Raw genomic sequence first — 22,221 nt, forward strand, 5'->3', positions numbered from 1 at the left:
CGATGTAATCCTCCACCAAGGCGTTATTTTCGCTTATCCTGCAATAAAATGCTCGCTCTCCTGAGATAAAAACAACACAGCATTGCGACCAGCAAGGCTATCTTCTTAATATTTTGGGCTATAGATAACAGAACAGCCATTATTGTGGCAATACAATGGGGCAACTAATTCGCGGATAAATTCGAAATTAATAGCGGCATCGACTTGACGGACTATACCCGTTATCTTTCAAGTTGCCTCTTTGTTGGCTGCACTCACTCACCCCGGTCACATAGTTATCTATGCTCCCGGGGATTCGCTCCCTTGCCGCCGCGATGCATCTCGAAATCCATAGGGTATAAATGATTTTTAGGAACCAGCTCGTCAAGCGAGAGTGTTTCTGGCGGGAAAGTCTGGAGAGTGGGTGTTCTTAACAAGGTGGCAAGCCCCGTTTAGTGAACGGAACTTAATTAAAACAGAGTACCGGATAAAAAAACCAGCACTTTGTCAATAATCTGATATTATTTCATCAGAAAAATGTTGTTGCGCAATGATCGACACGTGTTATGCTGTCTCTCGTAACGCAACAGGACTCAAACAATGATTAAAAGTTGGAAGCATAAAGGGCTACGAAAGTATTATGAGAAGGGAACCACGGCGGGAATTGTTGCACACCACGCTAACAGGCTAGACCTACTGTTAAACGCATTAGATTTAGCAAGCGGCCTGAATGATTTAAGTTTACCGAGTTTTCAACTTCACCCACTTACAGGAGATCGAAAGAGTATTTGGGCGGTAAGCGTATCGGGTAACTGGAGGTTAACTTTCGAATTTAACGATGGTGATGTTTATATACTGAACTACGAGGACTATCATAAATGACTAAACGTATGCCACCCCATCCGGGGCGCTATATCTCTGACGAGATAGAGCACTTAAATATTAGTCTTAGAGCGCTTGCTCGTGCACTGGATGTCTCACCGTCAACTATTGGGCGTGTTGTTGAAGGTAGCGCGGCAGTAACGCCAGGAATGGCCGTTCGTTTAGCCAACGTGATCGGCAGTACGCCGGAAATGTGGCTGAGACTCCAGGAAGCGTATAGCTTGGCACAAGTTAAACAGGAAATAGATTTAACTCGTCTCACTCCCCTGTTTACGCCAATACCTTAACATGGCGGCAAGCTCCGTCTGGTGAACGGAGCTGAATTAAAACAGAGCGCCGGATAAAAAAACCAGCACTTTGTCAATAATCTGACGGAGAATGTCGTAAGACATTCTCCGTAATATCAAATAAGAAATAACTCGTCTCGATTTAAGGCTATTTGCCTGATATCTCAAGTGAAGGCCCTTTATTTTCAGCATTGAATACTATTAACCAAAGGATTATCGTACTCAGCGTGGCTAATAAACTCAGGACGGATTTTTCAGAGCGTTTGCTGATTTTTTCATTTTTACTGACAAATATCAATTCAATTAAAACGTCTCAGTTTTTTCAAGTTTAATATGATAAACATCACCTATACCCTATGGATTTCAAGATGCATGGCGACGGCAAGGAAGCGAATCCCCGGGAGCATAGATAACGATGTGACCGGGGTGAGCGAGTGCAGCCAACAAAGAAGCAACTTGAAAGATGACGGGTATATAATCATATTAATACAACAAACATACAGATGATGTTTTTATAATTGATGGAATTATTTTGAAATTAGATAAAACCAATTTGTTATTATTTACATAATAAACCACATCCGTAAAAGATGCATTCACAAACATTTCATCAGGATGTGCATTTAAAAAAACAATTCAACAGATAAAAATATGAATTATACTTATAATTACGATATCAATAACGTCCAACAACACTTGCTTAAGTACAAATAAAATAATTTTAATGGGATGAGTTATTAATATCTTATGGAAGCTATTTAACGGGTGAAAATTGACCCACAAAAATCACCTAATGAGGCTCCGAATAATTTCATCAAAGGAGTTTATTAATATGATCACTTTGAAAACGTTAATTGGTACAACTATTGTGATTCTAGCTTCATCAACACAATTAGCTTTAGCTGCTGAGACAAAAGAAAACATTACCGATAAGGAGGCAACATTAGAAGTTTCAGAAAGTAGAATTTCTAATTTATCAGCCACATATGCACTACAAATTAAAAACTCATCAGCGACAAAGAGTATTACTCTTGTTACGCAATCATCTAATTGCATGTACGATAGTGGAGATGAAAAAATACGCTTAGAGGCAGGTAAAACCTATCTGGGAAATTTACAGGATAATAATAACTGGATAGATGGATGTACAAATGAAACCAAAACTGTCGATTGGAGTGTTAGTTATATTAATGTTGCCAATACCGACACAGAAAATTGTACACTAACATTTCGGCATGGTCGTGGTCATGCAAATTCAGATGGATCTGGCCCTGAATGGTATACATTGATTAAAGGGTGTCCTGATATAGTTGAAAATGCTATTTGCGGAGGACAGATTTGTTATAACAGCCAGGCTTTTTGGGTAAGAAATCGAAGTGTAAATATAGAGCTTTCCGTTAAATAAATTTGGATGTGTTAGTTGAAACTTTATCTAAAATTGAGAGTTACCTGTTTTGATATGGTTACCAGATCCCATACAAGATTACAGGTAACTCTCAGTTTATTTCGTTATAACAAATCTCCAGAATCAGAATACGCAAATCAGAAAAAAATAGTGACTAATACAGATCATAGCCAATCTGTTTCCACCATGATTGGGAAAGGCACGCATTTTGCCAATATATGTGCTCTACCTTGACCATTTTTAGGTTATTTTATGCACAATAGCTGTTCACAATTAAACCATTTGCAATTCTGTTCCCCATAATCGTCATTTTGGTCATTTATTAACACACAGATATACCCAGTTTTTACCCTTTCAATCCCCATTTAATGCCCTAGCACACTGCTTCAACACGATTTATTGTTAATTTATAAATTCTATAAAACCTTGGTTTAACAGAAACCGTCAATTTGGCGAAAAGTGCCGTGCCGAACAGCCGGAGAATTAATGGCAAGGTGTTGAGTGGGGATGTCAGTTTGAATGCCGGGGATGTGGGGGCTTTTCCAGATGTTCGCGGTGGTCTGAGCGATAATGGCAGATTCTCGGACATGCGCGAAACGGGTATCTATCTTGTAACTATCGCTAATCCTAATTCTGTAACTGACTTACCCGTTTATAATGGCGGTAAAATTTACGCGTATGGATTTCTTTCTGTATTTAAGAGTAATGATCAGAGAATTCATCAAACATATTATTCTCATCACGGAGATATTGCGACACGACAAACTTGGGATGGGCCGGAGCAATACCTGCCTTGGACTATTCAATATAGCACAACAAATCCGGCGCTCCCCGTCGGCGTCCCGCTTCCGTATCCGCATCGTTATACACCCCAAGGCTACCTCACTTGCAACGGTCAGACATTTGATAAATCTTTATATCCGAAGCTAGCGGAAGCCTATCCTGCCGGTAGAGTGCCCGATTTAAGAGGCGAATTTATTCGAGGATGGGATGATAGTCGGGGAGTCGATCCGGGGCGTGTGTGTGGTACGTGGCAGGGGGATGCAATTCAAAATATTACTGGCGGTTTCGCAGTAAGATTGATGGACGGCTATTCACAGCTCGAAAGTTTATCGGGTGCCTTTAATGCGACACGAAATTCAAGCAGTGGGTTATATGCAAGTTATCCCTCCGGCAAACGGGGTGCCGATGACGTTACATTCGACGCATCACACGTCGCACGTACAGCAAACGAAACCCGCCCGCGCAACGTCGCATTTAATTACATAGTGAGAGCAGCATAATGACTGAACAGAAATACTCTTTAGAACATGAAACAGCAATCTTAGGTAAAGATGGTTTGGCAATTCAGGCAGGCTGGATAAAGGTTTATCACTCGAATCAAATCACGCGAGAATTCACAAATTCTGATATCGAATATGTCATGCTCGGTGTCAGTTTGTCAGCCGGCGCTTATCCTGATGCGCCAGAGCTACCTAAATCTCATGATGAGGCTGTTTGTCGCAGTGTAGACAGTAAATGCTGGGAAATCCTGCCTGACTATCGTGGAAAAATCGCTTACGACACATTGACTCGTACGGCTATTGAAATTACGGAAATCGGTGAGCTGCCCGACACGCTCACATTCAAGAAACCGCCCACCGACTTTGACAAATGGGATGGCAAAAAGTGGGTAGTTGATAAAGACTTACTCAAGTCTCATCAAATCAATGAAGCAAAACAACAGCAGGCAGCACTGTTACAACAAGCAAATGAAACAATCTCATTGCTACAAGACTCTGTTGACTTAGAAGTCGCTACAGACTCAGAGAAAGAAGCTCTACTCGAATGGAGAAAATACAGAGTATTGCTTACTCGTGTAGATGTGAATCAAGCGCCGGATGTGCCGTGGCCGGAAGTGCCAAAGTAATGATGGGGCCAAACGGCCCTTACTGCTATTTTAAGGGTTCTTCTGGGTGATATGGATAAAAAGATTTCTGACTTCGATTGTTATCGGGCTGCATAAGCAGCCCTTATTGTTGTCATTCTGGGATAATCCTTTAGGTAATTAATTAGGAGTGCAGTTCATTCTGAGAGGGATTATTTAATTGGTTCCGAGTGAAATCTACGACCTCGCCTAACAGAGCATTTTTTTCAACAAGAGCTTCATGAGGTATTTTACCTTTCAAGCTACCATGCGGCCAGTGATAATTGTAAAACGCCTCCCATTCAGCCAATCTAGTTTCTAAAGCTACGTCTCTTTTAATCGCTCAGTAATAGGTAAAACTTTTCCTTAGTACCAAATGAAAACTTATTTATAATTCAACTAGTTAGATATGATTATTGAGTTCCGGATAATTGGATAGTGCAGTTCGAAATAATTTATAAAAACAATTTATAACGTATTATAATTATGTTAACTTAAATATTAAAGATGATATTATTTAAAGTTTAAAACTTAGGAGGTAGCTTAACAATGAAAAAGATTATCGTTAACGGTGTTTCTAACCAAAAATTCATAAACAACTATGCTTATGATTTTGAAGAGATAATTAATCAAAAAATCAATCCTGATTCTATTCCGGATAGATTTTATCGTAAAGGTAAAGCTTGCTGGGTTTTTCAAACTTTAATTAATCTCAAATATTACTACGGTAATTATCTTGATATTACATTAACTAATCAAGTCCGTGCTGATGCAGTTAATATATTACACTACGATGATTTTAGCTTTAGAACTAAGCCGTGGATAGGATGCACTATTGTTTGTCAAGCTGATCGTCCCCCTGTTTATGGAGCTGATTATACCGTTGTACAAAATCCACTACAAACAGAACCTAGAAAAATCTTTTTACCACACTGGCCACAACCAAACTTAAAATGCAGATCTAAAGATAGCAATGAAATAAAAACTATTGGTTTTTTTGGACATGTTGATGCTTTACCTGATTTTTTTACAGATAAAAATCTTATAAGCGAGTTAAATAAAAGAGGTATAGCACTTAGAATATCAACAGATGACTGGACTAATTATAGTGACATCGATATAGCTATAAGTTTTAGGAAAGAATGTAGCCCTGACCTTATGAGAAAGCCGGCTAGCAAACTTATCAATGCGTGGAGTGCTGGTTGCCCTTTAATTTGTGATAATGAACCTTCTATGAGAGCTATACGAATAAGTGAATTAGATTATTTAATTGCCAAGACACCAGAGCAATTCATAGAGGCAGTGGATCAACTACGAAACCGACCAGATTTATATACATCAATGGTATCTAATGGAAAAAAAAGATTTGAACAATATGGTAGAGAGTCCACAGTAAAAAAATGGTTTTCTTTAATAGAAAAAATTCACAATATAAATGACACTCAAAGAGTAAAAACATTTTCCCGTTTCATTGCGTTTGCTCTTTATAAAGTAGGATTTCACTAAATCTTGCTAGTTTCGTATTGGTTTCCTCCTTGTTTTAAAATGACAAAGAGGAATTAAACCATCAATTAACTCATGCAGAACGATACCAACCCATTAACATTACATAGGCGTTAGCTACATTTATCACTGAACCACTACCTGTGTTTCTTGTTGTCCCAGTTACTAAGTGGCTATGGGCACCAATCGCTACAATGTGGTTATGATTGCCTGCTGAGTTAGTATCTGGATTTTGGAAAGTATAACTCCCGCCTGAGGTTGTAGATACTTTTGGACGTATATCTCCGGGCCTTCCCATACCATTTACAGTATGGTAATGGTTTCCTGCTGTGTTTGTTGTCTTTGTCCCATAATCAAATGAACTAGTTGTTGCACTAAATGAATGGTTATGTACAGGTAACTGCGTTGCTGAGAGCGTAACACTATCAGAACCGCCAGAACTCAGTACGTTTGAGCCACTCGTACTAGCTAAACGAATTGTTTTATTTTCACCAATATATTTCCATGTAGTACCTGGAAACAGTGTATTTGGGTTTTTATTTTGTGCAAACCAAACTACGATTCCGACAGGATAAATGGTGTTGATATTAGCTGCACTTTTCGCCAAATTGACGGTTTCTGTTAAACCAGGCTTTCTGTAGTTCATTAACTGACAGCAATCTTTGTCAAAGCAGCTTTTAAAGGCATTAAATGGGACTCAATATGGTAAAAATTGGGCAGATCTGAGTACCAATAAATAACCAAAATAATGATTGAGAAAGAAATATATTAACTATGATGGAATTACGAACAATAATTGGGTGGAAAACATACAGAAAAATTAGCATCACTTTGCATTTTAACGCAAGTTCATTTGAGATAAATAAATTTACTTTGTGTGTATGCGTGCATATGCTTATGCCAGGTTGGGAGGATATGAAATCAACCAACCTGATAAAAGAGCTGATTGCTGTTGGACGCGAACTTAGAAGGAGTTATCAATAACCGGAAAGACATTTCCAGTTCCGCATCCCAAAAAAGATCTGCCTATCGGTATTGTCAAATCTATAAAGAAAATGGCGAGAGTTTAATCCCCGACGACTTTGGAGGTCATCATGTTTTTTTCAGTAGGTGTTGAGTTGCCGAAAGATGAAAACACCGCGTATGGTCTAGCTATTCCTGCGCTGTGTACCGAAGATTATGGCTGTTTTTCTGCTGCTGATAATAAAGAAGACATTGCGATAATGGCACGTGAAGCTATCTTGTTAACGGTTGAAGATATGGTTGCAAACAGTAGAGCCATTGAACAAATTAAGGACCTTGGCTATCTGGTTTATGCAAAAAATACAGAATATCAATATGTTGATAGTTGGTTTGTTATTGATGTTGATTTATCTGAATTTTCCGGAAAGCAACAGCGTATTAATATCTCATTACCCGATACGCTCATTCAGCGTATTGATAATCGCGTCAAAGAAAGTCCGACACAATATCGAAATAGAAGTCACTTTTTAGCTAAAGCAGCAAGACATGAACTTAGGTAACACTATGGTGCATGGGTGTGCCATAGTTTAAAAAGCATTCAATTGATACTATGTTTGTGAATCCTTTACACTGCCGTATGAACGCAAAACCCGAATGATAGGTGCCGCACCTTCTTTGTTGGTCATAAAGCAACCAAAATAACGACTTATTTGGAGAAAAATACATTCATCTTGAAAAAACCATGAACAAGCTTTAGATGATAAATTAACGAGTTTACATAGTGCTCTTTTACTCGCATTATGAGATGTATTACACTTTCAGTTTTAGAGTTATCTATCATGATCATGCAACTAAGGAAGCCGATAGTTTACTGAAATTTACTAAAGTAAAGTATCAGGAGGAAAACTCGTAAATATTGCGGGAACCAAATATAAAACCCTTTAATTTGCATGAAGCCCCCGCAAACCATTAGATCACTCATTAATACACATAAATCAAATAGATATTAATTAAAATCCTTTAATAAAATACATTAAAAAGCATCCTGTAATTACACCAAAAGTAAAATACTTTATTTTCCTTCTATTTTCGCGTTTCCTCTGTCTTATCTCTTCATCTGTTTTTATATGATCATCCCAACCGATATGCCTAACTGCGCTTTTATCTAAAATAACTGCATATTTATCTATTTCTGCATACTTCTTTGATAGTGTCATCTCTGTATCACCTGCTAGATTATAGGGCATGAATAATTCATAATCTGATTTTCTTCTAAGCCCTGGATTAAAACTGAATCCCCTCCATCTGAAATCATTGCTTTCCAGAGTAGAAAAGCAAACACCTTCTAATTCTCTAAAATTACTAGGGTAATGGAATGGATAATGAAGCATCACATCCTCTTTTAAATCTCTGAGCCAGACTTGGAGTATGTTTTTATCAGACTTCAAAGCAACAAAAGAATCCTCAATAAATCTATCTCTATAGAAAAGCCAATCGTCTTCACAATGGAAGATATAGTCAGTTTTTACTTTACTATATGCCAGATCAATTGACTTAATTTGCCCTAGTTTAGGATTGTTTAAAATAATTTCACAGTATGGTAGCCAGTGCTCAGGTATGACAGAATGAATAGACTTATCTCCAGAATCCTCCGTTACAACAACCTCTTTTATAGGATAAGAATTATACTTATCAAACGACTCAATAGTTTGCTTTAATAAATCAAACCGGCCACAACTTGTAATGACCAGGGTAACATCACTTGAATCAGAAAATAACATAATATTTACTCATTGACTTTTATAAAATTCACTATTACTTGGTATGATAACAAACAAAATACTACTTTCATAGTGTCAGAACGATAACTTAATTTTAAGTATTTTTTAGTAAAAGATCATATATTAAACCTGAACTTATCAATATCCTCAATATAATATTTATGGCTTTATCCGTTTCACCAATAAGCGGATAAATATCCGCCAAAACATTGTATATAATTTTACGTATAATGACCTTCTTTTTCTTTGAATTCTGAAGAATTCTTGCCTACTCTGCTTTTGTTTTTTTCTTTCTAGCGCCAAGTTTGATTGAAGATATAGCGGCGTTGTAGAGATGACCGGAGGTACCACTGCTTTCACTTTTATGATCCGTCTTTCATTGAGAAAACGCCACTTATCAGCTTCAAGCCAAACGGGCTGTAGAAAATCAAGTAAACATTGTGCAGCGTAATTATTAATTACATAACCATAAGTACAAGCTGCTTCAATCACATTAACTAAATAATACTGACCCGTTATATTTTTCTTGAAAGTGTCAATATATTCAGTGGTCTTATTTAGTAAAATGACATTGGATTTATTCGGATTTTTTGCATTGAGTTTATCCAATGCTCTCAGTACATAAAAGATATTTTTATTGATTTCTACATCGTCTTCCATGATAAGAGCTAAGGGGATGTTTTCATCAACAATTCTCTGGTAAACAGATAGATGGCTTAACGAACATCCTAACTCACCAAGAGTCATTCCATTACTGTAAAAGTCGCGGCTAAGCTTCATCACCTCATCTTTGGAAAGTTGTTTGCCATTTACCGCTTTGATTATTTCAACATCTAATCCTAAGGATGATGCTTGCTGTAACATCGAGTATTTTCTTTCGATATCTGATTCTAAGTTAATTATAAAAATTTTCATTTTTTCTGGTAAAATCATGAGAAGATTTAAGTAAAAGATAAACTATGGAATTTATAGCCACTTAATTTTAAAATAATATAAATTGATATTTTACTTAGCTACAGTACCAAGATCCCCTCATATGAAAGGCTAAAATATTTTCCATTCTTTGAAATCCTATTTTTTCTTATCTTCATAAATACTCTTTTAAAAAAAATAAAACACTATGATTTAATATAAAAATTAGTGTTGAAAGATTCTTTACTATCCGATAGACAGAGTAGAATACTCCTTAATGTGAACTTTGCATTATAATCTCTTTTGTGTTAATTAGTGCATATCATCAAATATTAAGTGCTGATTTCACTCTTTTTAAATAATTTGAATCAAATAAATTGGAAATAGCCATTTTTATTGTATTACTGTCAGATAGTTTTTTTCCGCTAACTATATCCTGCAATTTACTTATTAATTCAGATGGTTTATCAACAGGATATAGTTCACCATTAATTTCATTCTTTATGATATCAGCAGGGCCAGTTTTGCAGTCAGAGCTTATGCAATATATACCTTGAGCATTAGCTTCGCTTAATACCATAGGAAACCCCTCAAAATCTGAAGTTAATAACAGTGCTGTAATTTCTTTAATTTCATTCATAATATAATACCACGGTTCTTTATGCCACCCGTGCCATACTATATTACTGGTTATATTTAGATTATCCGCTACACTGCGTAATATTTTCTCATCACAACCACTACCAACAATATTTAATTCCCAATTACCATGAACTTGCGATAATGCCTTAAACATACCACTAATGTTTTTATGACCGTCGGCTAATCTGCCTACATATAGAAATTTAGTTATATTCCCGTTTGGTTGAGGGATTGTTTCGCTTTTCTGAGAAACAGGATTGAAGATAGTAAAAATTTTATCTGGATTAACACCTCTATCAATAAATTGTTGAGTTATACTTGAACTAATAGAAAGGTGATAATCAGCTTTTGTTGCATAAATATTTTTATACAATTGATCAAGAGAAGTATGAACCCATGAAAATAGAGGAGTTTTAGAAAAGATTAATTTTTTTGCCAGACTTGTTATGTAACAACTTAATGGATCTATCGCAATAATGATATCCGGATTTTCTCTTCTCATAAATTTAGAGAATAAAAAGGCAAAGTGTACTCTGCGAGCTTTTGTGTTATATATCTTAGAACGGATGCGATGAAATGACATTCCATTTAACCAATCATCATTTATTTCAACAGATTCTTGGCGGATATCATTGATAAAGAAGAAACTGACGTCTGACGCTGGGCAATCTTCTGATAATAAAGCTACTAATTTTTTGCATACAGTTTCCCTTCCTCCAAAACCAGACATGTCATAGCCTACGATAATGATTTTTTTAGCTTTCATAATTAATCTAACCTTCTTATATGGGTTTTTATGAATTTCATATCTCTATATCAATAACATATTCATGTAACGGTAAAAGGTAGCTTGTATTATGAAAAAAAGAACCAAAATTCAAGCTATTCACTAGCACCATACTACATGATTTTCATAATGTGAATCAGAATATTCAAGAATTTTTTAAAACCTGAATACTTAAAGCGAAAGAGAATTAACATGGTATAAAAATATAACTATGATTTTCTGGTATAGGGAAATGTATATGAATTTATTTAAAAAAATATATTACTAGCTTGTTATTATCACCAGTTATCTTGTGAGTTACTAGAAGGCATTAGCTATAACACTAATATACAACTCACAAAGGAGAGTGGAATATCAAAGCATCAGTTGTAATATCTGCTTATCATCCCAAGAACTGAAAAGATAAAAAGTTGTATGATTTACGAAAGTAAACCGTGTAAATTCGCTGATTTATCACTCAGAACTTGCTGGTAATTCCTGAATGGTTAATGTCTTTTTCTTTAAATCGTCGTTTTGGTTATCGATTGACATGTGAATATATACCCTATGGATTTCAAGATGCATCGCGGCGGCAAGGGAGCGAATCCCCGGGAGCATAGAGAACTATGTGACCGGGGTGAGTGAGTGCAGCCAACAAAGAGGCAACTTGAAAGATGACGGGGATAGTTTTTCAGGTCAGTTAATGTTTGGTACTAATGAAACATCAACACGGCTTAATAATACTAGGAGAGTGTGAGTTAAATGAACCAACTTTGATCAAGAGCTTTGAATTCTCTACACTTCGTAATCGTAGTGGGCTTTCGAACCTAAATTGATGAAAAAACTTCAAAAACTAATTGGCAAAATATTAACTCTGTAAAAATAAAAAGATTTGTTCCGCACATGATACAAGTTGAACAGAATTGCGCTCTTTTGCAATTGTTGTGATTTTTGAAAAATTAAATGCTCCTGGATAATTCCCACCATTAGCTGATACCGCATTTTTCTCCAACTCCACCGTTTCCATCAAGCCAATGAATTATCTAGCCTGTAATTTAAATTGTGCATTTTCTAAGATAAGCCGTCAATTGCTATATCTCAGCAATTTTCTCGCCAAAATAAAGTACATTAAAAAACACAAACAATTGACCAGTAAAAAAAGATAAAATTTCTAAATGAATTTCATACTATGAAAAATTGTTAATGTAAAAATATAAAGCTTATTAACAGTCTAAAATGGCCTGTTTTTACAGGCCATTTAGATTGTTGTCATGATTATATAAAAATTAAATTTTATCTTTCCTTTTAGTCAGTAATAAATTAGCCAACAACCAAATTATTTTATTTTTAGAATTAATTATTTTTAGCCTAAATAAAAAATTATTTCTCTTCCGAATAAATTCAGCATCTTGTCTTTGATAAGAAAAATCGGATAAAAAAGAAGAAAGCTCATCAAATCTTTTGGATGCTAGCATTTTCCACATTAGCTGGCCTTTTAGGCTTAAAGCTTTTGATTTAACTTTCTTCATAAAGATTTCACGATCTTCGTTATGGTATTGCATGTCCATATCTTGATAAATCGTGTCCCAAGCTTGGATTTCATCTATATAATTCTTTACACCCCACTTCTTATTCATGATGGAATCACTTCGGTAAATATAATTATAAAGATATTCTGGGATGTAAGAAAATTTTGCTTTACAGATACATAACAAAATAAATGAAATATCTTCTCCTACAATTAGGTTTTCATCAAACCAAATTTTATTTCCTAGCAAAAAATCACGTTTAATTAACATACAACAAATGCCAAAATAATCAAAGTTCAAAAAATTGAATGCCAGGTTATTTAAATCTCGATAATCTTTAGAATAAATCTCTTTGCCTGTATAAACATTCTTGAACAAACAAAAAGTAATATCACTCTTTGTCTCACTATTTTTTCGCAACACCGATTCAATAAACGAAGGCTCAAAAGAGTCATCACTATCTAGGAAAGTGACATAATCTCCTTTGGCTTTACTTAAGCCAATGTTTCTTGCTGCGGAAATCCCTCTGTTTTCTTGAGAAAAAATCGCAATATTGAAGTATTGTTCAGACAGCCGGTTAAGAACATCCATTGTGCCATCAGTTGATCCATCGTTGACAATGATGATCTCAGTGTTTTTATATGTCTGATTAAGAACACTATTAATAGCATTTTCTATAATATCTTCGACATTAAAGGCCGGGATGATAATTGAAACTAATACATCATTATTCATAATAGTACAATCCGCTAGTTACCTACAGGAATCCTTTAGAATTATTCAATAAAGAGCTTTCAATACTAAATATATATTCTGATATAAGTACATGTGTGAATTGAACCAACATCAGTATTCCTGCTCCTAATTGTCAAATTTAAAGACATTTAATTGATTATCAATATGATCGATATGGGGTATTATACTGCTTTCCTCCCATTAATTGTATCAATTAATGACTAAGGTGAAGATTTACTGTGAAAAATGTTCTCTATCTAGTAACATTATTACTCGCTCACTAATAAAATCAGTCCTGTACCATCACACTTCCAGAATCTTTTTATAGCTTTTAAGCTGAGTTTTTGCTGTTATATCGAATTAGCCTTAGTTTTACACAGTTAAGAATGTGATTTTTCATAGGTTGGTAACTGTCGCAAAATTAAAAAAACTATCAGAATCTAGATTTACAGTAGAACGAAAAAATTTCCCGGGTAAAAAATCAGTATATTTTTCACCAATAGGAATTACGTAGTAAATTTATTTTTCACTATGTAAAGTTAATTACACAAAATAAAAATATAATGAAAATATTTATCGTTATAAATCTCACTGAGCATTCCCGCAACTCATCGATAGGAAATGAAGTTCATTCAACAGTAAACGAGCTAGATATACAAAAAGAAAACATAAAATTTTAACAACTTTGCGTTTGATGTTTTTGCGTGTATTTGTTCGTTCATGGGTGAAGAAAGTCAGGCCATGATTTTTTATTATTATAGACACAATTAAGAGTTGTATAACTATGATTTGCAAAATAGTGTTTTTATTTAGCTCATCTTTTAAAGTTCTTTTGTTATTCAATATCGTATTGTGCCAAACTTTCTTTGTCACGATTATTAATATGCCGCTGCTTTCCAGAAAACTCAGATAAATCAACGTTGATAACAAACCAGTTATCAATGTATTGATATTTTGTGTTTTTTGCATAAACCAGATAGCCAGCATCCTGAATGTGTTCAACTGCGCTATTATTCGCGACCATATCTTCTACTGTTAACAAGATAGCCTTACACGCCATTATCGCAATGTCTTCTTTATTATCCGCGGCAGAAAAACAGCCATAATCTTCGACACACAGAGCAGGAATGACCAAACCATACGCTGTATTTTCATTTTTCGATAACTCAACACCTACTGAAAAAAACATGATGACCTCCAAAGTCGGCGAGGATTAAATCCCCGCCATTTTCTTTATAGATTTGATAATACCGATGGCAATCTTTTTTGGGATGCGGAACCGAGTATGTCTTTCCGGTTATTGGTAACTCCTTCTAAGTTCGCGTCCAACAGCAATCAGCTCTTTTATCAGGTTGGTTGATTTCATATCCTCCCAACCTGACATAAGCATATGCACGCATACACACAAAGTAAATCTATTTATCTCAAATGAACTTGCGTTAAAACGCAAAGTGATGCTAATTTTCTGTATATTTTCCACCCAATTATTGTTCGTAATTCCATCATAGTTAATACATTTCTTTCTCAATCATTATTTTGGTTATTTATTGGTACTCAGATCTGCCCAATTTTTACCATATTGAGTCCCATTGAATGCCTTTAAAAGCTGCTTTGACAAAGATTGCCGTCAGTTAATGAACTACAGAAAGCCTTGGTTTAACAGAAACGGTAGAATTGGCGAAAAGTGCCGTGCCGAACAGCCGGAAAATTAATGGCAAAGCATTAAGTGGGGATGTCAATATTACCTCTCAAGATATCTTTAATGGGCAAGCAATATCGATCCCTGACAAAGCCGATTTAAATGATTATCAAACGCCAGGGCTTTATTATCAGGGTTTGAATGTACAAGCGACAGCCGGTAAAAACTACCCCGAAGCATCCGCTGGTTCTCTTGTTGTTTTACAGGCTGCTGGCACTATTCAACGTTATTTTGTCTATAATAGCAGTCGGATATATACACGGGCTTTATACCCGTGGAGCGGTCCGGGATGGACACCTTGGGCACAAGAATATAACACGCAGAATAAACCTATTGCGAGTGAACTTGGTTTAACAGACACGGTGAATTTGGCGAAAAGTGCTTACCCAAAATCCGGTGGTGTTTTGAATGGGTATGTGGATGCAACAGGGTCTATTTCCGGCAGAGGTGTGTATGAATACCCAAGTATTCGTGTTTATAGTGCTGTAAACAAACCGTCACCGGGCGAGCTAGGCGCATATACCACAGGTGAATGTGATGGGCGATATGGCAGCAAAAATATGGCCTTAAAGTCTACAAATGGTTGGTGGAAATGTGGCGATACTGGAGTGATTTATCAGTGGGGCGTAACTCGAGTTCTAGAGCCTCTAGAGATTATCACAGTTCAGCTACCAGTTAGGTTCTCTAATGCATGTGTGAATGTAATGTTGACAGTGAATCGACTAGGGGCCAGTGGTGGTATAGCTAATGGTTACTCCGCTGTTCTAAGTCCATCTTCATTCAAATTGACTAATGACTATGCTAATACTGGTATTAGTGTAGGTTATTATTGGTTCGCAGTGGGGTATTAATTATGTATTATTACAGTGCAACAACTAACGCATTTTATCCAGCCGAATGGAAACAAGACTATATCAATGCAGGTTCATTTCCAAATGATGCAGTGGAAGTTAATGAGGCTATTTTCATTGAGTTTGCTGGCAGTATTCCACCAGAGGGTAAATACCGAATAGCGGGTAAAAATGGCTTACCAGAATGGGCAGATATTCCTCCCCCCACAAAAGAAGAATTACAGCAACAGGCTAAATTTCAAAAACAGCAATTAATAGCTGAAGCAACAAACCAAATCGCACCATTACAAGATGCTATTGATCTAAATATGGCAAATGATGAGGAAAAAGCACAATTAGTAGCTTGGAAAAAATACCAAATATCACTAAGTCGTATTGATGTCACATTAGCACCGGACATTAACTGGCCTAAAAAACCATACTGATATGTATTTTTGTTATCGGGCTGCATAAGCAGCCCTTATTGTTGTCATTCTGGCATCTCAGGCCACTTAATATCAGGGACCAATGAAGTGTCAACACGGTTCAGCAATACCAGATATTTTTTCCATTCAAGTAACAATGCCTGTTCCTCTTCCGAAGCCAATTCCGTATCAACGGCATATTGGAGTAACGTAATGGTTTCATTAGCTTGTGTACACAGTGTGCCGCGTAGTTGTTCTGCCTGCTCAATCTCACTGTCCTTTATTGCCGCTTTATCCGCCACCCACTTTGAGCCATCCCATTTATCAAAATGAGTAGCAGGTTGTTCGAATGTCAGGGTTTTGGGTAGTTCACCCAGATCAGTAATTTCTTGCGGTAAGCGAGTTTGTGTGTTGTAAGCTGTTTTTCCCCGGTAATCGGAGACAATTTCCCAGTGATCTCCGTCTGCTGTGCGCCTGACAGCCAGAGAATCGGAGTCAGGAAGTGTCGGGGCATCTATATAGGAACTCGCCGGTATGCCAACTCCCTTCATCAGATATTCTGGTGTCGTGCCAATAAATTCCCTTGAATTAGGCGCTGCATGGTAGATTGTCAGCCAGCCCGCTTTTTCTGCTAATCCATCTTTACCCAATATGGCAATCTCATATTCTAAAGAGTATTTTTGTGTATCCATTATGCTGCTCTCACTATGTAGTTAAATGCAATGTTGCGAGGTCTGTTCTCTGAAGCAACAGGGACAACTCGTGAAACATCAAAGAGAACCTGTTTTTGCCAGACATCTGTATATTCATTTCCTGGAGCCTTTTCGCCTGAAAGAGAAAAACATCCTCCATAATTATTATTTCCACGTAAAATTGTACCTGGGGTATAACCAGTAATATTACGAATTGCATCCCCCTGATGAGTTAAAACCCCACGACCACGATCTACACCGCGCCCATCATCCCAGCCACGAATAAATTCACCGCGCAAATCAGGCAGCACACCTGATGGATAAGCTATAGCTAATTGTGGATATAGTGATTTATTAAATGATTGACCGTTGCATGCGAGATAGCCAGCAGGCACATTTGGTAACGGCCATGGGATGGGTGAGCCGACAGATATGTTGATATCATCAAGTGTTGCTAACGTGCCGGATTTTTCTGGTGTTGCTAAAGTATATTTGCGATTGCTGTTTTCATCATTAGCGTATATTGTCAAACGATTTCCAGCTGTTCCTTCAATACCGATAAAATGCTTGTTTGCTGCTCTGAATTCGATATTCGGCCAATTCGATCCATTGTTTATTCTTAAGGTGCCTGTTTGAGCGCTTAATGTACTCGAAATCGGTAAAGCCCCCACATCCCCGGCATTCAAACTGACATCCCCACTCAACGCCTTGCCATTAATTCTCCGGCTGTTCGGCACAGCACTTTTTGCCAATGCCACGGTTTCTGTTAAACCAAGGTTTTTTATAAACTCACTTTTATTAGGGATATCTGCTCCATTTTGGTTTTTTGCCAATCTGCTATTAGCATTATCTGTAGCCCTGTTTGCTTCATCATGAGCATTTTTAGCTGCTACGTTTGCTGTATTTGCAAAATCATATGCTTCTTTAATTGCCTTTGGCGTCGCCGCTAAGGTTTCATTTGTGCTATTTGTTGCATTACTCAGTTGTACAATCCCCTTCTGAGTCAATGAGGCATCAGAAACACCACTCAATTTGCTCTCAGCGATTTTTCTAACATCGTGGACCGACTTCGGTGTCGCCGCTTGATCTTCTCTGTCAGAATTTGTCGCGCTGTTGAGTTGCGATATGCCTTTCTGCGTCAGTGAAGCAGCAGGGATTTCCGTAGTAATTTTATGTTTTAATGCTAAATCCAATTGCGCTACGAGTTTCTCCAGGTCTCCATCATCCATAACGTCTTCCCCGGTTTTTTCCGCAATATATTTCCCTATCACCGCGGCTATAACCGAAGATTGGCGCCAAACTTTATTTAAGCGCTCACTCCTCGCTATTCCCGATTTAAAACCCTCCCCAATAAAATCTGAACTTTCATATTCTTCTTGTGACAAAGTATTCGCGTTTTCACCAATGGCAAATGCTTTAAAATCATTTTTAGCCATTTCTAACCCTCCACTATATGGTAATTAACCGTTATCCCCATAGGTTTAAGCGAGAGATAACCCTGATGGATGATTTCTTTAGTAATTGTACTGATTGATTTTCCTTTAATCGTTACTGTGAATGACATATCCAAGTTATCTTCAAAAGATACCGATAGGCCATTATTTGAATGAATAAAACTCAGGATGTTATTAAATGACTCAGCCGTTCCATCCCAGTTATTTGCGCCTATTTTAGCTTTAATGACAACCCGATAATTATCATCATCCAGTTTGATATAACTTTTATCACTGTCAAACCGCCCTTTCCATTGACCACTATCAAATCCTAAGTCAGTAATATCAAAGGAGAAGTAATAGGATTCAATTGGAGTTTGGATCATTCGATTTCTTCCTACCCATTCTCCAATAATGTCAAGCTGTTTGCCCACCGCTTTATCAAGGTCAAAACGGCTAATCAGTAAATCTGTTGTCAGCGCATTCTGGTTGAAAATATCAGTCACAGCTTCAAGCATCCTGACATATTTTTTACCTTCCATGTGATATGCAGGAATTAGTTTCATATATCTGTTCATTCAAGCACCGTTACTATTTTAATATTTTCAGGTGAGCACGTCGGCGCTTCATTAAATGCTATGTCTATGTTCGCCGTTCCTGTCGTTGATGCTGATTTTCCCACTATCACAGATAATACTTCATATGTCTGTCCACCGTTTTTATTGCATAAGTTTGCCGGTACAAATAAACGAGTCACATATACTCCATCTCCAATATAAAGGGATTTTATATAGTTAGATATTTCATTACGAATATTATTGCCAATATCTGATGTATATCCGATAAAGGGTTTTATGTGTATTTCAACGTAAATTGGCACCAGTGTAGGGCGATAGAAGTTTATCGTTTTTTTATTGCCATAATCATCGGTAATCGTTTCAGAGGTGGTGCCAAATGTCGGTATGCCCGGCGTTTTCTTCACCAGGATAGTCCGGGCAATCTCTTTCGAGTCTCCACCATCAATGACAAGCGATATGCTGTGGGCAGGTATGCCATTCTCATCCGTTTTGTCCGAGTCGTTGTCATATCCCCGGTAACGTGAAACTCCATGCAGGTTGGCAATGGCCCCCATCAGTCCATCTATAATGGTTCTCGAAGGCAGCGCAACGGAAACCGCTTGCCGTATTCGCAGTTCTACATCGGTTTCAATTCCCCGACCAAGTGTCGCCGCAACCGGGTTTGTCACGGTTTGCCAGCCCAATGTTGGCGTAGCAATTTGGTTAACCGTGTGGGGCAATGCGCCAATCGCACCCGATTTTTGACAAAGCGCGGTCACAATAGCCTGCCCGTGTGTATCTATAATCACTTCATCCGGTAGTGACCAAGCGTTGCCCGCATCATCCCGGACAGAAGCGTTGCGGATAACCGTGCCTGCTCGACCAGTAACCAAAATATCCACTGTTGAGTTGCTGGCGCTTTTTCTGGTGATGCCGTTGATTTTGACATTGCGGGAAAGCCCTTCGCCCACCGCCGTTGTCGGGCTAAATGAGTTATAGGAAGCAATGGTTGCGTTGTTACAACCGTGAATAACGTAGGCTATCAGCGATAAAAAAACACCGTCTTTACTGTCAGATTCAATGTAAATATCGTCCCCATAAATATCCCTGAATATCGTCTTCCAGCTATTCAAGATGGTTTGATAATCAGGAGCATTGATCCCGTTTTTATCAATAGCAGGTAACATGGTGTTGATAATACTTTCATACATCAGCAGTTACTCCTGTCTGTCCATAAATCGTGTCTATCGTGGCTGTAATGGTGATTTTTCTTGTTTCCGGGTTTCTTTCACTACGGTATTGGGTAATGTTCTCTACACCCGGCGTTTGCAGTATTCGCTGTCTAATAATCAGGTCATAAAAACTCGATGTGCCTTTACCCAACACGTCGTCGTAATCTGTCCCCTCTCGGTTATCAAGAAACCATTCGCCACTGTGCAACATCAGGCGCGTTTTCACCGCTTGTGCGACGGCTTCCGGTGAGTTGATAAGAAAACCCGCCTCTCCACGCCCAAATACATAGTCGTTGTCAATTTCTCTTCTGTATCTCATTGAGGTTTCCCCGTCTTACCGCCACCTGATTGCACACCACTATGTACATGGTTTTTAAGGCTAATCCCTGCCGCTGTCACATCATGACTCACCGTGACCGGGCCTTGCAGGGTTGCGGTGCCACCACCAACGCCCATGCCCTGTGATAAGTTGCCGTTAATGGTGACGTTGCCGTTTAGGATGATGTCAGGTGAAGTGATTTCAGTACCGCCATTGGCTGTCGCGATAAGTTTTGCCGGTGTGATAATCGTGACGTTATGGCTGCTGGGATCAAGTTCAATATACGCCGCGCCATCATCACTTCTCAGTTGCGCGGTGTGAGTGCTGATATTCGCTATTTTTTGTTGCTGAGATTGCGGGCCAATAAGCGCAAATCCATCGGACAGGTTATGCTGCCTGGGGTCCACCGGCTCTTGTACACCGCCAGATTGCCACCAATAATCGATGCAACGATCAGCAAATACGACTAAGCATTCATCACCGGCTCTTACCGGGAAGGTTAACGTCACGCCACCTCCCCTTGGGAATATAACCGGCACATCCACTAATAGTGGCAAGGATACCGATTCCAGTTCCCCGTCTCTTTGCCTGATTTTCCATCTGATGGCCGGTTGCGCGGTGATGGTTACCGCATCAGCATTAAATGATTGAATAATGCAAGGCAAGGAGACATACAATCCGGCGCTAATGACTTCTTGCATAGCAAAAAAGACCGCTTCGGGTCTATTGAGTCGTTCGTCAGTATTTATCATTCGCTCTCTGCCTTATCCTTATTGTGAGTTGATTGATTCAGCAAAGTATGATCGCTCTTGGCGATACACATTATTGTCATGTACCACTCCGTTTCGCGGGTATCGCCGGAGTACTCCACATTGAAGACAATGTAATCACCATCAGCGTCCAACGTTGCCGGTTGTGCTTTTGCATCCTTATGATCGCCAGATTGAGCAGCTTGTTTAGTCGCCGGATCAACTGGTTTGATTGAGCGGTTATCCAGTCGGATTAATGTCCCGGGGCGGATATTCGGGTTAATTAAGCATGTAACGTTAATACCTGAACCAATAGTTTGTTCAGGCATACCAATAAGACCTGTCTTTGAAGTCAGGACAATGGCTTCAGTTAAGTATTTATTTTTGGGTACAATATGTAGTTTGTTATCTTCATAGCGCCAATTAGCATCACATTGTTTTGCCAAATTAGAAACTTCATTGCGGTGCATGCCAAAAAGTACTTTTCCCCTGGGTGATGCTGATTTACTGAATTCAGGGCGTAGACCGGCGGTAATGCCATATTTGGCAATATCACGCATTAGCAAATGATCTAAATCTGCTTGCGAATATCCAGCCGCAATGGTGGTATTCACAGTCGCGTAATTGTGTGCTTCATCCCCGTCCGCTGCATGAATCACAACACAAGTATCCGTTGCGTTGTCTCTTTTTACATACGTGTACTGAATTTGGCCTGAGAATATTTGTCCTGAGTTCTCCTTGTAACCCGCCACAAATTTAATTTTTTTAAATTCATTTTTACGTAATTTATTACTGGTTTCGTTATTGAGGTTATATATAGTAAAAATACCGCTAGCAGGATTGGAAGATTCCGTTCTGCTAATGTTAAATGTGATTTTCAGGTCTGATAAATTTACTTTTTCGCCATCTTTGTCTACAACGATAAGGTGGCATTCTCTTATCCATTGTTTTGACATAATTCACCTAATTAATAGAAATAAAAGAACCGCAATTAA

The 22,221-nt window shown here is 37.8% G+C and carries 26 protein-coding genes and 2 pseudogenes; 12 read left to right on the plus strand and 16 right to left on the minus strand.

The annotated features are described in order from the left end of the window. Positions 1-187: 187 nt before the first annotated feature. Positions 188-367, minus strand: coding sequence for a hypothetical protein (locus ACGF49_RS13990; protein ID WP_191214754.1), 180 nt, complete (start codon positions 365-367; stop codon positions 188-190). A gap of 212 nt (positions 368-579) precedes the next feature. Here ACGF49_RS13990 and ACGF49_RS13995 point away from each other — a divergent pair, with 212 nt between their 5' ends. Both ACGF49_RS13995 and ACGF49_RS14000 read left to right on the plus strand, forming a co-directional pair. Further along, positions 580-861 (plus strand): type II toxin-antitoxin system RelE/ParE family toxin, encoded by a 282-nt coding sequence (locus ACGF49_RS13995; RefSeq protein WP_109791673.1) that lies wholly within the window; start codon positions 580-582, stop codon positions 859-861. Continuing rightward, positions 858-1,148 carry a HigA family addiction module antitoxin gene (locus ACGF49_RS14000; protein ID WP_011147221.1) on the plus strand — a complete coding sequence of 97 codons (291 nt, stop codon included), beginning with the start codon at positions 858-860 and terminating at the stop codon, positions 1,146-1,148. Before ACGF49_RS13995 ends, ACGF49_RS14000 begins: the two co-directional genes overlap by 4 nt. 85 nt (positions 1,149-1,233) lie before the next feature. Here ACGF49_RS14000 and ACGF49_RS14005 read toward each other — a convergent pair. Next, positions 1,234-1,395 (minus strand): annotated as a pseudogene (locus ACGF49_RS14005) (IS4/IS5 family transposase); the annotation flags it as partial. An 86-nt stretch (positions 1,396-1,481) separates the two neighbouring features. Between ACGF49_RS14005 and ACGF49_RS14010 the strand changes: the two are divergent. The 5 genes from ACGF49_RS14010 to ACGF49_RS14030 all read left to right on the plus strand — a co-directional run bounded on the left by ACGF49_RS14010 (position 1,482) and on the right by ACGF49_RS14030 (position 5,965). Continuing rightward, positions 1,482-1,655 carry a hypothetical protein gene (locus ACGF49_RS14010; protein ID WP_158536536.1) on the plus strand — a complete coding sequence of 58 codons (174 nt, stop codon included), beginning with the start codon at positions 1,482-1,484 and terminating at the stop codon, positions 1,653-1,655. 325 nt (positions 1,656-1,980) lie between these two features. Continuing rightward, the gene (locus ACGF49_RS14015; protein ID WP_165577952.1) at positions 1,981-2,553 is read left to right on the plus strand and encodes a hypothetical protein; all 573 of its coding nucleotides are present in this window, start codon (positions 1,981-1,983) and stop codon (positions 2,551-2,553) included. 464 nt (positions 2,554-3,017) lie between these two features. Next, positions 3,018-3,836 carry a phage tail protein gene (locus ACGF49_RS14020; protein WP_387491495.1) on the plus strand — a complete coding sequence of 273 codons (819 nt, stop codon included), beginning with the start codon at positions 3,018-3,020 and terminating at the stop codon, positions 3,834-3,836. Further along, positions 3,836-4,462, plus strand: coding sequence for a tail fiber assembly protein (locus ACGF49_RS14025; protein WP_113041974.1), 627 nt, complete (start codon positions 3,836-3,838; stop codon positions 4,460-4,462). The genes ACGF49_RS14020 and ACGF49_RS14025 overlap by 1 nt, the downstream gene beginning before the upstream one ends. Before the next feature lie 546 nt (positions 4,463-5,008). Beyond that, positions 5,009-5,965: a glycosyltransferase gene (locus tag ACGF49_RS14030; protein WP_113041975.1), complete on the plus strand. Its 957-nt coding sequence runs from the start codon at positions 5,009-5,011 to the stop codon at positions 5,963-5,965. A gap of 70 nt (positions 5,966-6,035) precedes the next feature. Here the strand turns inward: ACGF49_RS14030 and ACGF49_RS14035 are convergent, their stop codons facing one another. Then, positions 6,036-6,608: a phage baseplate protein gene (locus tag ACGF49_RS14035; RefSeq protein WP_113041976.1), complete on the minus strand. Its 573-nt coding sequence runs from the start codon at positions 6,606-6,608 to the stop codon at positions 6,036-6,038. A 269-nt stretch (positions 6,609-6,877) separates the two neighbouring features. On the opposite strand from ACGF49_RS14035, the pseudogene ACGF49_RS14040 reads away from it, so the two are divergent. Both ACGF49_RS14040 and ACGF49_RS14045 read left to right on the plus strand, forming a co-directional pair. Then, positions 6,878-7,032: pseudogene (locus tag ACGF49_RS14040) on the plus strand (type II toxin-antitoxin system HicA family toxin). A gap of 24 nt (positions 7,033-7,056) precedes the next feature. Beyond that, positions 7,057-7,485 (plus strand): type II toxin-antitoxin system HicB family antitoxin, encoded by a 429-nt coding sequence (locus ACGF49_RS14045; protein WP_113041977.1) that lies wholly within the window; start codon positions 7,057-7,059, stop codon positions 7,483-7,485. A 450-nt stretch (positions 7,486-7,935) separates the two neighbouring features. Here ACGF49_RS14045 and ACGF49_RS14050 read toward each other — a convergent pair whose 3' ends face one another. From ACGF49_RS14050 to ACGF49_RS14060, 3 genes are all read right to left on the minus strand, one after another. After that, positions 7,936-8,706, minus strand: coding sequence for a glycosyltransferase family 2 protein (locus ACGF49_RS14050; RefSeq protein WP_011147237.1), 771 nt, complete (start codon positions 8,704-8,706; stop codon positions 7,936-7,938). Between the two features lie 159 nt (positions 8,707-8,865). Next, complete coding sequence (locus ACGF49_RS14055) at positions 8,866-9,639, minus strand: glycosyltransferase family 25 protein (RefSeq protein ID WP_387491502.1); 774 nt, start codon at positions 9,637-9,639, stop codon at positions 8,866-8,868. Between the two features lie 304 nt (positions 9,640-9,943). Beyond that, on the minus strand, positions 9,944-11,026 hold the full coding sequence (locus tag ACGF49_RS14060; protein WP_113041978.1) for a glycosyltransferase: 1,083 nt from the start codon (positions 11,024-11,026) through the stop codon (positions 9,944-9,946). Positions 11,027-11,654: 628 nt separating this feature from the next. Between ACGF49_RS14060 and ACGF49_RS14065 the strand changes: the two genes are divergently transcribed. After that, complete coding sequence (locus tag ACGF49_RS14065; RefSeq protein WP_350388554.1) at positions 11,655-11,783, plus strand: hypothetical protein; 129 nt, start codon at positions 11,655-11,657, stop codon at positions 11,781-11,783. Between the two features lie 111 nt (positions 11,784-11,894). Here ACGF49_RS14065 and ACGF49_RS14070 read toward each other — a convergent pair whose 3' ends face one another. From ACGF49_RS14070 to ACGF49_RS14080, 3 genes are all read right to left on the minus strand, one after another. Further along, on the minus strand, positions 11,895-12,053 hold the full coding sequence (locus ACGF49_RS14070; RefSeq protein WP_158536537.1) for a hypothetical protein: 159 nt from the start codon (positions 12,051-12,053) through the stop codon (positions 11,895-11,897). A gap of 259 nt (positions 12,054-12,312) precedes the next feature. After that, positions 12,313-13,290, minus strand: a complete 978-nt coding sequence (locus ACGF49_RS14075; protein WP_113041979.1) for a glycosyltransferase family 2 protein — start codon at positions 13,288-13,290, stop codon at positions 12,313-12,315. An 835-nt stretch (positions 13,291-14,125) separates the two neighbouring features. Further along, entirely contained in the window at positions 14,126-14,479 is a 354-nt protein-coding gene (locus ACGF49_RS14080) for a type II toxin-antitoxin system HicB family antitoxin (RefSeq protein WP_228901333.1), read from the minus strand. 500 nt (positions 14,480-14,979) lie between these two features. Here ACGF49_RS14080 and ACGF49_RS14085 point away from each other — a divergent pair, with 500 nt between their 5' ends. Both ACGF49_RS14085 and ACGF49_RS14090 read left to right on the plus strand, forming a co-directional pair. Next, positions 14,980-15,840 (plus strand): pyocin knob domain-containing protein, encoded by an 861-nt coding sequence (locus ACGF49_RS14085; protein ID WP_113041980.1) that lies wholly within the window; start codon positions 14,980-14,982, stop codon positions 15,838-15,840. A 2-nt stretch (positions 15,841-15,842) separates the two neighbouring features. After that, positions 15,843-16,265: a tail fiber assembly protein gene (locus ACGF49_RS14090; protein WP_011147240.1), complete on the plus strand. Its 423-nt coding sequence runs from the start codon at positions 15,843-15,845 to the stop codon at positions 16,263-16,265. 44 nt (positions 16,266-16,309) lie between these two features. On the opposite strand, the gene ACGF49_RS14095 is transcribed toward ACGF49_RS14090, so the two are convergent. From ACGF49_RS14095 to ACGF49_RS14125, 7 genes are read right to left on the minus strand one after another with little or no spacing between them, the layout of a single operon-like run. After that, positions 16,310-16,936 carry a tail fiber assembly protein gene (locus tag ACGF49_RS14095; protein ID WP_113041981.1) on the minus strand — a complete coding sequence of 209 codons (627 nt, stop codon included), beginning with the start codon at positions 16,934-16,936 and terminating at the stop codon, positions 16,310-16,312. Beyond that, positions 16,936-18,372, minus strand: coding sequence for a phage tail protein (locus ACGF49_RS14100; RefSeq protein ID WP_387491510.1), 1,437 nt, complete (start codon positions 18,370-18,372; stop codon positions 16,936-16,938). The genes ACGF49_RS14095 and ACGF49_RS14100 overlap by 1 nt, the downstream gene beginning before the upstream one ends. A 2-nt stretch (positions 18,373-18,374) precedes the next feature. After that, positions 18,375-18,935 carry a DUF2612 domain-containing protein gene (locus ACGF49_RS14105; protein WP_113042590.1) on the minus strand — a complete coding sequence of 187 codons (561 nt, stop codon included), beginning with the start codon at positions 18,933-18,935 and terminating at the stop codon, positions 18,375-18,377. An 8-nt stretch (positions 18,936-18,943) separates the two neighbouring features. Next, entirely contained in the window at positions 18,944-20,137 is a 1,194-nt protein-coding gene (locus tag ACGF49_RS14110; protein WP_113042580.1) for a baseplate J/gp47 family protein, read from the minus strand. Continuing rightward, positions 20,130-20,477 carry a hypothetical protein gene (locus ACGF49_RS14115; protein ID WP_113042579.1) on the minus strand — a complete coding sequence of 116 codons (348 nt, stop codon included), beginning with the start codon at positions 20,475-20,477 and terminating at the stop codon, positions 20,130-20,132. The genes ACGF49_RS14110 and ACGF49_RS14115 overlap by 8 nt, the downstream gene beginning before the upstream one ends. Then, entirely contained in the window at positions 20,474-21,229 is a 756-nt protein-coding gene (locus ACGF49_RS14120; RefSeq protein WP_113042577.1) for a phage baseplate assembly protein V, read from the minus strand. The genes ACGF49_RS14115 and ACGF49_RS14120 overlap by 4 nt, the downstream gene beginning before the upstream one ends. After that, positions 21,226-22,182: a phage protein gene (locus ACGF49_RS14125; protein ID WP_387491515.1), complete on the minus strand. Its 957-nt coding sequence runs from the start codon at positions 22,180-22,182 to the stop codon at positions 21,226-21,228. The genes ACGF49_RS14120 and ACGF49_RS14125 overlap by 4 nt, the downstream gene beginning before the upstream one ends. Positions 22,183-22,221: the final 39 nt, after the last annotated feature.

It is taken from the genome of Photorhabdus sp. RM96S, from assembly GCF_042879335.1.
Taxonomy (GTDB): domain Bacteria; phylum Pseudomonadota; class Gammaproteobacteria; order Enterobacterales; family Enterobacteriaceae; genus Photorhabdus; species Photorhabdus kayaii.

What these genes read in the sequence shown, in the direction of transcription:
- ACGF49_RS14090 (WP_011147240.1), top strand. Translation starts at nt 15,843, where the DNA reads ATGTATTATTACAGTGCAACAACTAACGCATTTTATCCAGCCGAATGG.
- ACGF49_RS14120 (WP_113042577.1), bottom strand. Translation starts at nt 21,229, where the DNA reads ATGATAAATACTGACGAACGACTCAATAGACCCGAAGCGGTCTTTTTT.
- ACGF49_RS14105 (WP_113042590.1), bottom strand. Translation starts at nt 18,935, where the DNA reads ATGAAACTAATTCCTGCATATCACATGGAAGGTAAAAAATATGTCAGG.
- ACGF49_RS14030 (WP_113041975.1), top strand. Translation starts at nt 5,009, where the DNA reads ATGAAAAAGATTATCGTTAACGGTGTTTCTAACCAAAAATTCATAAAC.
- ACGF49_RS14110 (WP_113042580.1), bottom strand. Translation starts at nt 20,137, where the DNA reads ATGTATGAAAGTATTATCAACACCATGTTACCTGCTATTGATAAAAAC.
- ACGF49_RS14080 (WP_228901333.1), bottom strand. Translation starts at nt 14,479, where the DNA reads ATGTTTTTTTCAGTAGGTGTTGAGTTATCGAAAAATGAAAATACAGCG.
- ACGF49_RS14000 (WP_011147221.1), top strand. Translation starts at nt 858, where the DNA reads ATGACTAAACGTATGCCACCCCATCCGGGGCGCTATATCTCTGACGAG.
- ACGF49_RS14100 (WP_387491510.1), bottom strand. Translation starts at nt 18,372, where the DNA reads ATGGCTAAAAATGATTTTAAAGCATTTGCCATTGGTGAAAACGCGAAT.
- ACGF49_RS14060 (WP_113041978.1), bottom strand. Translation starts at nt 11,026, where the DNA reads ATGAAAGCTAAAAAAATCATTATCGTAGGCTATGACATGTCTGGTTTT.
- ACGF49_RS14055 (WP_387491502.1), bottom strand. Translation starts at nt 9,639, where the DNA reads ATGATTTTACCAGAAAAAATGAAAATTTTTATAATTAACTTAGAATCA.
- ACGF49_RS14125 (WP_387491515.1), bottom strand. Translation starts at nt 22,182, where the DNA reads ATGTCAAAACAATGGATAAGAGAATGCCACCTTATCGTTGTAGACAAA.
- ACGF49_RS14025 (WP_113041974.1), top strand. Translation starts at nt 3,836, where the DNA reads ATGACTGAACAGAAATACTCTTTAGAACATGAAACAGCAATCTTAGGT.
- ACGF49_RS14045 (WP_113041977.1), top strand. Translation starts at nt 7,057, where the DNA reads ATGTTTTTTTCAGTAGGTGTTGAGTTGCCGAAAGATGAAAACACCGCG.
- ACGF49_RS14095 (WP_113041981.1), bottom strand. Translation starts at nt 16,936, where the DNA reads ATGGATACACAAAAATACTCTTTAGAATATGAGATTGCCATATTGGGT.
- ACGF49_RS14015 (WP_165577952.1), top strand. Translation starts at nt 1,981, where the DNA reads ATGATCACTTTGAAAACGTTAATTGGTACAACTATTGTGATTCTAGCT.
- ACGF49_RS13995 (WP_109791673.1), top strand. Translation starts at nt 580, where the DNA reads ATGATTAAAAGTTGGAAGCATAAAGGGCTACGAAAGTATTATGAGAAG.
- ACGF49_RS14070 (WP_158536537.1), bottom strand. Translation starts at nt 12,053, where the DNA reads ATGGAAACGGTGGAGTTGGAGAAAAATGCGGTATCAGCTAATGGTGGG.
- ACGF49_RS14075 (WP_113041979.1), bottom strand. Translation starts at nt 13,290, where the DNA reads ATGAATAATGATGTATTAGTTTCAATTATCATCCCGGCCTTTAATGTC.
- ACGF49_RS14050 (WP_011147237.1), bottom strand. Translation starts at nt 8,706, where the DNA reads ATGTTATTTTCTGATTCAAGTGATGTTACCCTGGTCATTACAAGTTGT.
- ACGF49_RS14115 (WP_113042579.1), bottom strand. Translation starts at nt 20,477, where the DNA reads ATGAGATACAGAAGAGAAATTGACAACGACTATGTATTTGGGCGTGGA.
- ACGF49_RS14035 (WP_113041976.1), bottom strand. Translation starts at nt 6,608, where the DNA reads ATGAACTACAGAAAGCCTGGTTTAACAGAAACCGTCAATTTGGCGAAA.
- ACGF49_RS14010 (WP_158536536.1), top strand. Translation starts at nt 1,482, where the DNA reads ATGATAAACATCACCTATACCCTATGGATTTCAAGATGCATGGCGACG.